The sequence below is a fragment of the Bradyrhizobium sacchari genome, from assembly GCF_002068095.1.
GTDB classification, from domain to species: domain Bacteria; phylum Pseudomonadota; class Alphaproteobacteria; order Rhizobiales; family Xanthobacteraceae; genus Bradyrhizobium; species Bradyrhizobium sacchari.
In genome coordinates this window covers 33,997-46,402 of record NZ_LWIG01000052.1, presented here as the reverse complement: position 1 = coordinate 46,402, position 12,406 = coordinate 33,997, and the positions used below count along the sequence as shown (strand labels likewise).

11 protein-coding genes are annotated in these 12,406 nt (G+C 66.1%); 5 read left to right on the top strand and 6 right to left on the bottom strand.

Translation table 11 applies throughout. The features are described from left to right. The first annotated feature begins 299 nt into the window (after positions 1 to 299). Positions 300 to 2,153, top strand: a complete 1,854-nt coding sequence (locus tag A5906_RS32295; RefSeq protein ID WP_080139190.1) for a sigma-54-dependent Fis family transcriptional regulator — start codon at positions 300 to 302, stop codon at positions 2,151 to 2,153. 130 nt (positions 2,154 to 2,283) lie between these two features. Here the strand turns inward: A5906_RS32295 and A5906_RS32290 are convergent, their stop codons facing one another. Continuing rightward, positions 2,284 to 2,838, bottom strand: a complete 555-nt coding sequence (locus tag A5906_RS32290; protein ID WP_136615645.1) for a flavin reductase family protein — start codon at positions 2,836 to 2,838, stop codon at positions 2,284 to 2,286. A 57-nt stretch (positions 2,839 to 2,895) separates the two neighbouring features. Then, positions 2,896 to 3,993: an LLM class flavin-dependent oxidoreductase gene (locus A5906_RS32285; RefSeq protein ID WP_080139189.1), complete on the bottom strand. Its 1,098-nt coding sequence runs from the start codon at positions 3,991 to 3,993 to the stop codon at positions 2,896 to 2,898. A 210-nt stretch (positions 3,994 to 4,203) separates the two neighbouring features. Between A5906_RS32285 and A5906_RS32280 the strand changes: the two genes are divergently transcribed. The 3 genes from A5906_RS32280 to poxB all read left to right on the top strand — a co-directional run bounded on the left by A5906_RS32280 (position 4,204) and on the right by poxB (position 7,610). After that, complete coding sequence (locus tag A5906_RS32280; RefSeq protein ID WP_080139188.1) at positions 4,204 to 5,130, top strand: 2-dehydro-3-deoxygalactonokinase; 927 nt, start codon at positions 4,204 to 4,206, stop codon at positions 5,128 to 5,130. A 1-nt stretch (position 5,131) separates the two neighbouring features. After that, the gene (locus A5906_RS32275) at positions 5,132 to 5,764 is read left to right on the top strand and encodes a 2-dehydro-3-deoxy-6-phosphogalactonate aldolase (RefSeq protein ID WP_080139187.1); all 633 of its coding nucleotides are present in this window, start codon (positions 5,132 to 5,134) and stop codon (positions 5,762 to 5,764) included. A gap of 109 nt (positions 5,765 to 5,873) precedes the next feature. Next, the gene (gene poxB, locus A5906_RS32270) at positions 5,874 to 7,610 is read left to right on the top strand and encodes a ubiquinone-dependent pyruvate dehydrogenase (protein ID WP_080139330.1); all 1,737 of its coding nucleotides are present in this window, start codon (positions 5,874 to 5,876) and stop codon (positions 7,608 to 7,610) included. Here poxB and A5906_RS32265 read toward each other — a convergent pair. Further along, on the bottom strand, positions 7,607 to 7,972 hold the full coding sequence (locus A5906_RS32265) for a hypothetical protein (RefSeq protein WP_080139186.1): 366 nt from the start codon (positions 7,970 to 7,972) through the stop codon (positions 7,607 to 7,609). The genes poxB and A5906_RS32265 overlap by 4 nt on opposite strands. 68 nt (positions 7,973 to 8,040) lie before the next feature. Continuing rightward, entirely contained in the window at positions 8,041 to 8,949 is a 909-nt protein-coding gene (locus A5906_RS32260; RefSeq protein ID WP_080139185.1) for a PaaI family thioesterase, read from the bottom strand. A gap of 150 nt (positions 8,950 to 9,099) precedes the next feature. On the opposite strand from A5906_RS32260, the gene A5906_RS43340 reads away from it, so the two are divergent. After that, positions 9,100 to 9,417: a hypothetical protein gene (locus tag A5906_RS43340; protein ID WP_080139184.1), complete on the top strand. Its 318-nt coding sequence runs from the start codon at positions 9,100 to 9,102 to the stop codon at positions 9,415 to 9,417. A 38-nt stretch (positions 9,418 to 9,455) separates the two neighbouring features. Here the strand turns inward: A5906_RS43340 and A5906_RS32250 are convergent, their stop codons facing one another. Continuing rightward, on the bottom strand, positions 9,456 to 10,925 hold the full coding sequence (locus A5906_RS32250; protein WP_080139183.1) for an amidase: 1,470 nt from the start codon (positions 10,923 to 10,925) through the stop codon (positions 9,456 to 9,458). A 128-nt stretch (positions 10,926 to 11,053) separates the two neighbouring features. Beyond that, positions 11,054 to 12,163 (bottom strand): cyanuric acid amidohydrolase, encoded by a 1,110-nt coding sequence (gene atzD / locus A5906_RS32245; protein ID WP_080139182.1) that lies wholly within the window; start codon positions 12,161 to 12,163, stop codon positions 11,054 to 11,056. Between the last annotated feature and the right edge of the window lie 243 nt (positions 12,164 to 12,406).

Genomic DNA, 12,406 nt, shown 5'->3' with positions numbered 1-12,406 from the left:
CGGGGCTGCGCTCGGTGCCGAAGCCGGAGCCGAGGACGACTAAGAAGCGGCCGTGCATCGACACGTGGTGAGGGCGGTGCAGCAATTTTGCTGATGCGGTCATTCCGGGGCGCGCGTCGCGCGAACCCGGAATCTCGAGATTCTCAGGTGCGCAATGGCGCACCATAGTTCGGCTCTTCGAGCCGCCCCGGAATGACAACTAGAGAGCGTGCGCCGCTTCCTCTGTTCCCGGTTCCCGATTGACATCCCCGCCTGTGGTGCCAGACTTTGCACAATAATACAGGGTGGAGACGTCCGCGATGGCCAGCCTTTCGGCCTCGAACCATGTCGCCCGTGTCTTGTCCGTCGCCAATCATGTGGCCGACGTCGATGCTTCCTCGCGGATTGCCAATTCCTGGCGGCGCTGCCTGATCAGCCACAAGCTCGATCCCGCCCGGCAGGGCCCGCCGCAGACGTTGACCGAAGCCGAAATCCGTCACGTCGCCGAACCCATGGAGGAGATCATCAGGCTCGCAACGCCCGAGCTCGACGATCTCGCCCGCGTGCTGCGCGACGCAGGCTATTGCGTCAATCTGGCTGACGCGAACGCGACCATGCTGTTCAGCCGCTTGCCGGGCGAAGCCGACGCAAAGATGTTTCTGGACTGGAAGATCTACACCGGCTCCAATTTCGCCGAGACCTTTGAGGGCACCAACGGGCTCGGCACCGCGCTCGCCGAGGAGAAGCCGATCCTGGTGCACCGCGACGAGCATTTTCGCGCGCAATGGCACATGTTCTCCTGCGCCGTGGCGCCGTTGTTCGACCAGGCCGGGCGGCTTGCCGGGGCCGTCAACATCACCTCCTGCCGGCAGGATCTGGAACGCGCCGCGCATCAGCTCGCGCTCGCGGTGACGATGGAGGCGACGCGGCGGATGGAGGGCGCGATCTTCCGCGGCCATTTCCGCAATGCCTGGATCGCGACCGTGCCCGGGGACGGTGGCCGCGGCCTTATCGCCTACGACGACGACCGCCGCATCGTCGGCGCCTGCCGCTCGGCGCGTGCGCTGCTGGGCCTCACCGATGGCCTGATCGCCTCCGGCATCGATCTGTCGCACTACGTCGCGTTCGATCATCATGGTGCGCGTGGCACGGACGAAATCGTCGAGCTGCGCCGTGCCGATGGCCGTTCGCTGGGCCAGGGGCATGTTGCTCCGCCGCTGCGTGCGAGATCGCATGTGCCGCGCCGCGATGCCCCCGCAGACCGTTTCGACGCGCTGCATCGGCTCGCCGGCCGCGATCCCGGCCTGGTCAAAACTGTGAAGCGGCTCCGAAGCATCGGCGATCACAATCTGCCGGTGCTGCTGCATGGCGAGACCGGCGTCGGCAAGGACGTGTTCGCGCGCGCCATTCACGCGGCCAGCAATCGCGCGCGCAACAACTATGTCGCGCTGAACTGTGCGGCGATGCCGGAAAGCCTGATCGATGCCGAGCTGTTCGGCTATGAGGCCGGTGCCTTCACCGGCGCGCGGCGCGAGGGCTCCAAGGGCCTGATCGTGCAGGCCGATGGCGGCACGCTGTTCCTCGACGAGATCGGCGACATGCCGATCGCGCTGCAAACGCGCCTCTTGCGCGTCCTGGAAAACCGCGAGGTCTGGCCGCTCGGCGCGCTCAAGCCCGTACCCGTCGACATTCGCCTGATCAGCGCGACCCACCGCGATCTCGGCCGAATGGTGGAACAAGGAGCCTTCCGCGCCGACCTCTATTTCCGCCTGCGCGGCATGGAGGTGCACCTGCCGGCGTTGCGCGAGCGGGACGACCGCGGCGACATCATCCGCCAGATCGCGCGCGAGGAGGCGCCGAATTGCCGCCTGTCGGAGGAGGCCTGGGCGCTGCTGGCAGCCTATTCATATCCCGGCAACATGCGCCAGCTTCGCCATGTGCTGCGGCTCGCCGGCTGCACGGCGGAGAACGGCGTCATCACCGATGCCGATCTCGATCTGCCGCCATTTGGCGGGAGGGCGGAGCCGGATCTCGCGGCGGCCGAGCGTGCGACAATTGTCGAGGCGTTGCGCAAGAATGGCGGCCGCGTCACGGAAGCTGCCCGGGCACTGAAGCTGAGCCGGGCGACGCTGTATCGCAAGATCAAGCAGCTGAAGATCGAGACGGGGCAGTAGTAGCGTTCAATTGCATGCGGCGAGCGTTCTTCCCCCTCTCCCTGTGCGGGAGAGGATGGCTCGCCGCGAAGCGGCGACACGGGTGAGGGGTCTCTAACGGCGGCCGAAGGCCGCCCTCAGAACCGCGTCCTTACGAAAAATCCGTCCAGCTCAGATGCCGCGCATCGAGGTCGCCCAGCGCGACCATCTCGCGCATCTCCTGCGGCGTATGAAAATGGCCACGCAGATAGACCAGTGGCCTCGCCGCATCCGCATGCGACACGCCGTGCACCTCGCCGACGAAGATCGAATGCGTCTTGGTCTCGAATTCTTGCGCCAGCACGCAGTCGAACGCGGCGACCGCATCCGTCAGCAGCGGCGAGCCGGTCGCGCCGCGCGTCCATTGCCCGAATGCGAAGCGGTCATCGCCATTGACGCCCTTCTGGCCGCTGAAGGTGAGCGCGAGCATCGCGTGATCCTCGTGCAGGAAGTTGATCGCAAACGCGCCTTCCTCGCGGATGCGCGCGTGCGCACTGGCGTTGTGGTTGACGCAGACGATCAGTGAAGGCGGTGAGTCCGACAGCGAGCAGGCCGATGTCACCGTGAGCCCCGTGCGCTTGCCGTGCTCGGCGCCCACCGTGACCAGCGCCACGGCGCCGGCGCAATGGCGCATCGCCATCTTGAAGTCCTTGGCGTCCACGGACACGCGGAAATCTCCCAAATGGATGCGGGTGCGGCACGATCGCGCCGCACCCGCATCCGGTCAAGCCGCCTTGCGCGCGGAGCCGAGATGCGTCAGGCGCGGCATCACCTCGTTCTTGAGCAGCGAGAGCGAGTGGTGCCAGGCTTCGGCCTTGTGCTTGTAGTCGAAGCCGAACACCAGCAGCACGCCAAAGCCGCCGACCTCGTCGTGGATCTTCTCGATCTTCTCGGCGACGGTCGCGGGCGAGCCGACGATCCAGTTCCGCTTGGCGCAATATTCGACCGTGACGTCGCTGTCGGGCACGTCGGGGGCGTGCTTCAGATAATCCTTGAAGCCGAAATGGCCGAGCAGGGGCAGGAAGTACTCATGCATCATCCGGCCCATCATGTCTCCGGTCGAGAGCTTCCAGGCTTCCTCGTCGGTGTCGGCGACGAACACCTCGCGCACCAGCCGCCAGTCCTGCCGGTTTGGCTTGCGTCCGGTCTTGGCCGCGCCAATCTCGACCGAATCCCAATGGCTGCCGACATAGGCGGGGTTGAGGTTGAGGCTCATCGGGATGAAGCCGCGCTCGCCAGCGAGCTTCAAGGTGTCCGAGTTCTTGGAGAGCCCGGCAACGCCGATCGGCGGATGCGGCGCCTGCAAAGGCTTGATGTGAGGCTTGAGGAAGTCGAACATCGTGTCCGGCTTGGTCACCGTCCAGAACTTCCCCTTGTAGGTGAAGGGCGCGGGATCGGACCAGAGCTTCAGGATGATCTCCAGCGCCTCGCGCGTCATGTCGCGGTTCTGGCCGCTCATGCCATCGACGTTGAACATCGCCCAGTCGCTCGGCAGCCCCGAGGCTGCGACGCCGAAATTGAGCCGGCCTTCGGACATGTGATCGAGCATCGCGACGCGGTTGGCGAGCTCGGCCGGGTGGTGATAGGGCAAGAGGAAGCCGCCGGGTCCGATGCGCAGGCGCTTGGTCTGCATCAAGGCCTGCGCGATCAGGAGGTCCGGCGTGGGATTGGGTTCCCAGGGCGCGGTGTGGTGCTCGCCGACCCAGGCCTCCTGATAGCCGAGCTCGTCGAGCCAGCGCATCACCTGCAGGTCCCAGTCGTTTCCTTCCTTGAGGCCGCACTCCGGCGGATGCGAAGGCATCGTGAAATAACCGATCTCCATGGGTTTCCTCTCCACAATTGACGCGTCTTGTTGCGCGGTTCACGAATGTGAGCGGAGAGGCTCGAGCAAGCGGTGTGCCAGCGCGCCTCGCAGCTCAGAGCTGCGAGAAAAGGCTGGTTTGCAGCGGCAATAGCCGATATCCCGGACCAGATTTCCAGGGGGCCGTCTCATTGTCGCGAGACGGCGTCTTGCCAGTGAGACGAGGATACGATGACCGAACCCGCCTATGTCGCGGTGGACTGGGGCACCAGCAGTTTTCGCCTGTGGCTGGTCGATCGCTCCGGGCAGGTGCTGGCGGAGCGCCGCAGCGGCGAGGGCATGCTGGCCGCGGCCAAGGCTGGCTTTGCAGGCGTGCTTCAATCGCACCTTGCCGCAACCGATGCACCCGCGCATCTGCCGGTTCTCGTCTGCGGTATGGCCGGTGCGAAGACCGGCTGGGTCGAGGCCGGTTACGTCGACACGCCGGCGCCGCTCGCCGCGATCCTCAAGCAGGCGGCGCGCGTGCCGGGAGAGGCGCGCGACATCCGCATCCTGCCCGGCATTGCGCAGCGTGACGCCGGGGCGCCGGACGTCATGCGCGGCGAGGAGACGCAGCTGCTTGGCGCGCTTGGGCTCGAGGCCACCGGCGCCGCACTGGTCTGCATGCCCGGCACGCATTCGAAATGGGTGCGGGTGACGGACGGCACCGTCGCGAATTTTTCGACTTTTATGACCGGCGAGCTCTTCAGCGTCGTCTCCCGCGAGACCATCCTCTCGCTCGCGGTCGCCGGCGCCGATGACGCCGAGGACGTCGCGAGCTTCAAGACGGCGGTGAAAGCTGCATACGAAGCACCGGCCTTCGCGGCGAACCTGCTGTTCGGGGCGCGGGCGCGGCAGCTTCTGTTCGGTAGTACGCCGGCCGCGGCGCGTGAAACGCTGTCGGGCACGTTGATCGGCGCCGAGCTGGCGGCGGGGCTCTCCGGTTCCGTGCCGAAAGCCGGCATCACGCTGATTGCCTCGGGTCGTCTGGCAACGCTGTACCAAGACGCCTTCGATGCCTTGTCGGTCACCGTGCAGCCGATCGATGCGGATGAAGCGGTGCGCCGTGGCCTGTCGATGGCGGCTGCGGCGATCTGGACGAAACAGAAGGACTTCTGAGATGAGCGTTCCCTTTCCACCGATGCAGCGTCCGCTGGTCGCGATCCTCCGCGGCGTCAAGCCCGAGGAGACCGAGGCCATCGTCGGCGTGCTGATCGAAGCCGGCATGACCGCGATCGAGATTCCCCTGAACTCGCCCGATCCGTTCCGCTCGATCGGGTTTGCCGCAAAACTAGCGCCCGCCGGCGTGCTGATCGGCGCCGGCACGGTGCTGACCGCCGCAGATGTCGACCGTCTCAACGACGTCGGCGGCAGGCTGATGGTCTCGCCCAATGTCGACACCGACGTGCTGGCGCGCGCGCATCAGCGCGGCATGGTGACGCTGCCCGGCGTGTTCTCGCCGACCGAGGCGCTGCTCGCGGCGCGCTCCGGCGCATCGGGCCTGAAATTCTTTCCGGCGAGCGTGCTCGGCGCCTCCGGCATCGCCGCGATCCGCGCCGTGCTGTCGCCAGACGTGATGATCGCCGCCGTCGGCGGCGTCTCCGATCAGAATTTTGCGGAGTACATCAAGGGTGGCGTGACGGCGTTCGGGCTCGGCTCCAGCCTCTACAAGCCCGGCATGAGCGTGGCGGACGTGGCAGCGCGCGCGAGGGCGACGGTCACCGCCTACGATCGGGCGATTGCGAAAGACTGATGGCGCAATGAACTAGCCGTGATCCGCTCATTGCTTATTGTGCCGCATTGTGTCGCGATGCTGATGCCTTGGCATCGTAGACATGCGACCGGCGCAGCAGGAGACCGACATGGCGATCAACAACGTGGCCGATCTGTTCGTGGCAACGCTCGAACAGGCCGGCGTCAAGCGCATCTATGGCATCGTCGGCGACAGCCTGAACGCACTGACCGAGGCGCTGCGCCGCCGCGGCACCATCGAATGGATCCATGTCCGCCACGAGGAGGTCGCAGCCTTCGCGGCCGCCGGTGAAGCCGAGATGACGGGAAGTCTTGCGGTGTGCGCGGGCTCCTGCGGTCCCGGCAATCTGCATCTGATCAATGGCCTGTTCGACGCGCATCGCAGCCGTGTTCCCGTACTGGCGATTGCGGCGCAGATTCCCACCGCAGAGATCGGCGGCGGCTATTTCCAGGAAACCCACCCGCAGAACCTGTTCCGTGAATGTAGCCACTATTGCGAGCTGGTCTCGGACCCGAGCCAGCTTCCCTACGTGCTGGAGAACGCCATCCGCGCGGCGGTAGGCCTGCGCGGCGTCGCCGTGGTCGCCATGCCCGGCGACGTCGCGTTCCGCACTCCGCCGAAGCGCGCGCTAGCGACGGCACGCGGGCTTGCCCTTGCGGCGCCGAAAATCGTGCCGCAGGCCGACGAGTTGAAGGCGCTGGCGGATCTCCTCAATCGCGCCGAGCGCATCACCCTGTTCTGCGGCCGCGGCTGCGCCGGCGCCCATGCGCCGCTGATGCAGCTCGCCGAGGCCCTGAAGAGCCCGATCGTGCATGCGCTCGGAGGCAAGGAGCACGTCGAATACGACAATCCTTACGACGTCGGCATGACCGGCTTCATCGGCTTCTCCTCCGGCTACGCCGCCATGCATGCCTGCGACGCGCTGGTGATGCTCGGCACCGATTTTCCCTACAAGCAGTTCTTCCCGACCGATGCGCAGATCGCGCAGATCGACATCCGCCCGGAAAATCTGGGACGGCGGTGCAGGATCGATCTCGGCCTCGTCGGCGACGTCAAACTGACCATCGAGGCTCTGCTGCCGCTGCTCAAGACCAAGACCCAGCGCAGGCATCTCGACGATGCCATCGCGCACTACAAGAAGGCTCGCGAAGGTCTGGATTCGCTCGCCAAGGGCACGCCGGGCAGCAAGCCGATCCATCCGCAATATCTGGCGAAAGTCATCAGCGACCACGCCTCCGACGATGCCGTGTTCACCGCCGACGTCGGCACGCCGACGGTATGGGCCGCGCGCTATCTCGACATGAACGGCCGGCGTCGGCTGATCGGTTCCTTCGTGCACGGCTCGATGGCCAATGCTATGCCGCAGGCGATCGGCGCGCAGGCTGCCCAGCCAGGCCGCCAGGTCATCTCGCTCTCCGGCGACGGCGGCTTCACCATGCTGATGGGCGATCTGATCACGCTGACACAGATGAAGCTGCCGGTGAAGGTCGTCGTCTTCAACAACGGCGTGCTCGGCTTCGTCGCGCTGGAGATGAAGGCGGCCGGTTTCGTCGACACCAATGTCGACCTGGAGAACCCGGACTTCGCGGCGATGGCGCGCGCAATGGGCATCTTTGCAAAGCGCGTTGAGGATCCCGGCGAGCTTCCGGGCGCAATGAAGGAAATCCTGGCCCACAATGGCCCGGCGCTGCTCGACGTCGTCACCGCCAAGCAGGAGTTGTCGATGCCGCCGACCATCACGACGGAGCAGATCAAGGGCTTCAGCCTCTGGGTCCTGCGCGCCGTGATGAACGGCCGCGGCGACGAGGTGCTCGACCTCGCCAAGACGAACCTCTTGCCGCGCTAGCCACGTTTCGCCGAGGGCACGGGCAACCGCTCATGGCGGCGCTGGAAGCGCTGCCAGTGCAGCACGATGCCGATCAGCACGGCCGGGGCGAAGCCGAGCGCGATCAGGAAATGCGGCAGCTCTTTCGGCGAGATGAAGGCGATGGCGATGTCCGAGATCAGCCAGAGTGCCGCGAACATCACCGCGAAATCCGTTCGCGGGCAGTGCAGATAGTAAAACACGGCGGTGATCACGATGGCCGGCCCGATGGCGATGGCGATCATGACCGCCGTCAGCTCCTTCGGCGTCAGCGCGTCGAGCACCATCGAGGCGAGCAGCCAGATCGCAGCGAACATGGCGACGATGTCGATCGGATGCCGCAACCCAATACCTCTCGCAGGAACCGCGCTATCGTTGTGACCCGGACCCCCTCCGTCAAGGGAAAATACGGCTACTCCTCGTCACTTCCGGGCGTCGGCCGGAGCATGAAATGGCCGAAGGCGGTGGCGATCGGCTTGTCGGCATCGTCCTGCCAGGCGCGCGCCTCGAAGGCGACGATGCGGCGGCCCTGCTTCACGATCGAGACGTTGGCGAAGGTATCGAGCGCGCGGCCGGAACGCAGATAGTTGACAGTGAGTCCGATCGGCTTGGGCGGCGCGGCTGCGCCGAGCTCGCGCGCGACCCCGACGATGGCCGTGGTCTCGAGGAAGGCGCCGGTCATGCCGCCATGGATCGCGGGCAGGATCGGATTGCCGATGATCCTTGGCGAGAACGGCATGGTCAGCGTGCCGTCATCAGTGACGCGGATGCCGAGAGCGCGCGCGAATGGGCTGCGCGCGAACGGACCCTCCGGGTCCTCCGGCGCCTCCAGCGTCGCGATGCTGCGCGAATCCATGCGGCGGTCGGCGAGCATATTGGTGCGATTGGCGCCGATCATGAAGCAGGCGGTCGCGGTCGCGACCGGATCGTCCTCGGATTCCTGATAGGCGGTGGAGCGCACGAAGGCGATCGAGCGCGTGGTGCGATAGCAGACTGAATGCGCCTTGATGTCGAGGCCGGGCGTCGCCGGTTTCTGGTAGTCGATGCGCAGATCGAGGGTTGCGATGGCGCGCGTGCCGTCGAGCGCAAGTTGCACCGCCATGCCGCAGCTCTCGTCCAGCATCGCCGTGACGACGCCGCCATGCAGAACGCCGGTCTCGGTGTCGCCGACGAAGACCGGGCGGTACGGCAGGCTGGACCAGGCCTCGCCAGGTGCGAAGCGGTCGAGCTGGAGTCCGCTGATATGGCCGTAGTCGGAGCGGCGGTCCTTGATGGCCTCGGCGAGTTCCTCGAACGGGAGTGTGGCAGGTACAGTAGACATGGCGATGTTCTAGACCACCGCCGGGCGCCGCGCAAAACCTGAGAATGCGCCTTGTCCGGGATGCCTACCGAGGGCGGTTTGGCCTCGACAGGGCGGGCCAAAGCAACGATGGTGAGCGCTTCGTTTGTCCAAGGCCCGCAAGGAGCGCCCATGACCGACCCCGAAGCACCCGGCACCACCCAGGGGCCCGTCACCATTTCGACCTCCAGCTCGGAGCGGGCGCCGATCATCTATTTCGACGGCGCGTCCTGCTTCGGCCATCACAACGGCGCGATCCAGATCGAGCTTGCTGCGAACCTGTTGATGCCGGTCGGCGCCGCCGTCAGGGTCGACGTGGTCCAGACCGCGCACCTGCGCTGCAGCGTCGCCGCGGCGCTGGCCTTGCGCGAAGCGCTCGACAAGGCGCTGGCGATGTACAAGCAGGGCCAGCAGCAGCCGGCGGAAGAGATTCCCGCAGTGAAGAACTGAGGCCGTTGCGATCGCATGTCGATGCGATCGTACACCTGCTAGCTCACATGCACCTTCGGCTTCTTGCCTCCGTTCCACTTGCCGTCCAGCGCGCGCTCGATCTGGGCGGCGAGTTGCAGCAACAGGCCGTCATTGGCCTGCTTGGCAATCGCCTGGATGCCGAGCGGCAGGCCGTGGTCCTGGGCTGCCATCGGCATCGAGATCGCGGGCATGCCGCAGAGATTGGCGAGCGGCGTGAAGGCGAAGAAGCGCCAGAGATTGCCGAACCAGTCGAGCACGTCGGGATTGTCGGAGATCGTGAGATACTCTTTCGTGCCGACCTTCGGCGTCGGCAGCGCGGTGATCGGCGTCAGGATCACGTCCCACTGCTCGAAGAACGCGCCGAAGCCGCGTGACGTCGTGTTGAACACGCCCTGCATCTTCGCCCGCTCGGCGAAGCTGGTGTTGCGGCCGGCTTCCCAGATCCGGATGTTCATGGGCTCGATCAGATCTTCCGGCGGCTTCTCCAGCCCGCGCGCGGCGAGCATGTTGGAGATCACCACCGCGAAATTCGAGATGTAGCAGGTGGTCTGCGCCGCGAAGGCCGCGCGGAAGTCGAGCTCGGGCAGCGCGTAGTCGACGTGATGGCCGAGGCCTTCGAGGAAGCGGCCGGTCTTCTCCAGCTCGGCGGCGATCTCGGGCGTCGCGGTGTAATCGCCCCATGTATGCGACAACGCGATGCGGAGTTTTGTCGGATCGCGCTTGATCATCTCGGTATAGGGCTGCGCCGTGGTCCAGAACGGCATGAACTCGCCGGGCGCGGATCCGCGCGCGTGATCGACGAAGGCGGCGGTGTCGCGCACCGAACGCGACTGGCAGCCCTGGATCGAGACGAGCCCGGTCAGGTCGGACATGTGCGGCGCGAGCGAGAACACGCCGCGCGAGACCTTCAGCCCGATATTGCCGTTGACGCCGGCGGGAATGCGGATCGAGCCGCCGCCGTCGGTCGCATGCGCGATCGGCACCACGCCCGCGGCGACCATCGCGGCGCTGCCGGCCGACGAACCGCAGGTGGTGTAGTCGGTATTCCAGGGATTGCGGGTGACGTAGACGGCGGGATTGTCGGCCGAAGAGCATACGCCGAATTCCGGCGTGGTGGTACGTCCGATCAGGTTGAGCCCCGCCTGGCGGAATTTGCCGGTAAGGAACGTATCGGCCGCAGCGCGATTGCCGCGCATCAGCAGCGAGCCCATCTCCTGGAGCCGGCCCTTCATGGTCGGTCCCAGATCCTTCATCAGGAAGGGCAGGCCGGCGAAGGGACCTGCGAGATTGGCGCCGTCCTTGGCGGGATCGGCGATCACGTCCTCGAACAGCTCGACCACGCCCGATAGTGCCGGATTGACCTTGGCGACGCCCGCAGCGGCCTGGCGCGCCAATTCCTTCGCCGTCAGCTCGCCCTTGCGCACGCGCGCGGCCAGCGCCACACCATCGTGCTGCGCCCATTCGTTCCAGCTCATCGGCAACGTCATGAAGTCAAAATCCCCTTGAGATGCGGCGCCACCTTTTTCGCAACGGCCTGCATGAATCAACTGAGCCGGCGCGAGGGGCAGGGTTGCGCCGGGCGGAGAGGTCGGACGCATCCGGGATTCGGGATCTATCAATCCGACAGTCGCGCAATCACCGCAACCGGGCCGCCGCCCGCCGGACCCTGATGCTCGGCGCCGCCTGAAACGTAGACCGCGCCCGTGCCGGCGAGGCCCGCGATCAGACCGCCGACCGCTGCGCGGGCGTGGCGTGTCGAGCTGATGTCGGTATCCTCCAGCATGGTGTGGCGAAAGCCGCGCACGCTGCCGTCGGGCGAGGCTTCCGCCTTGGCGAAGATATTGACGAGCGCGCGGTCCGCGCTGGTTTGCGGCGCCACACCAAGCCCGACGCTGTTCAATGCCGATACCACCGCCGGGGCGTCGATCGCATCCCCCATCACAGCGTGCCCGATCTCGAACGCGCTCGCTGACGAGGCCGAATTGCCGAGCACGATGACGACATTGTGCATCAGCTCGATTCCGGACGAGGTGGAGGCGACCTTGGAGAACAGATCGTAGCGCCGCAGCACGTCCTCGTCGTGGACATCGGAGCTTATCTCACCGAGCGCGACCGCAACCCCGAGCGCGGAGGCGCCGCGCGAATAGGCCATCGAGCTATAAGAGCTCGTCGTCGCCGTCTTGTTGCCGCGTGCAGTTGCCGCCGCGACGCGCTCGCTGGTCAGCAGCGGGCATTTGATCTGGACGAAATGCACGTCGGCGGGCTCGAGGATGCCGGCGTCCGCCATCGCGGCCTTCACAGCCTTGGCCGTCTCGGTGATCTGCGCGGAGCGCCCAAGCTCTTCGGGCAGGAAGTCCCGCGTGTGCGCCATGCCGATGCTGAGGCGCTTGCCGGTCAGGCCCGCCGGGCGTTCGGCCTCGCGGCGCGTGAACACCGTGATATGCGGGCTCAGCACGCCTTCGGTGCCGCCCGACATGACGAAGGCGATGCGCCGCTCCACCTCGTACGGGGTGAGACCGAGTTGCGGCGCCAGTGCCGTGCATAGCGCGGCCACGGCGTACTCCCGGGTGAAATCGTTGACACCGCCGTTGCCCTCGGTCTTGCCGAGGATGGCGAGGATCGATTTCGGATCGATCGCGCCGGAGCCGATCATGGCCATGAGGCCGGAGACGTCGCCGGGGCCCGTGGTGGCGACCTTGAAGATGCCGACCGATGTTGTACGCATGAATGGTTCTCGTGTGGATTCAGGGGCCCGGCACTGCAAACAGCCGCTGAACGACAGCGCATGTCAATCCCTATCGTCGTCCTGGCGTAAGCCAGGACGACAGCGGAGGTTGTGCGAAGCCTCCGCCATCCCCACGAATGTGGCGAGATCGCATCGGTTCAATAAAAAATCCTCTGTCGACGGTTGCGCGCCGCACCTTGATGAATCAACCTTGGTTGGTCCATAAGCGGCGTCCCGCGGCCG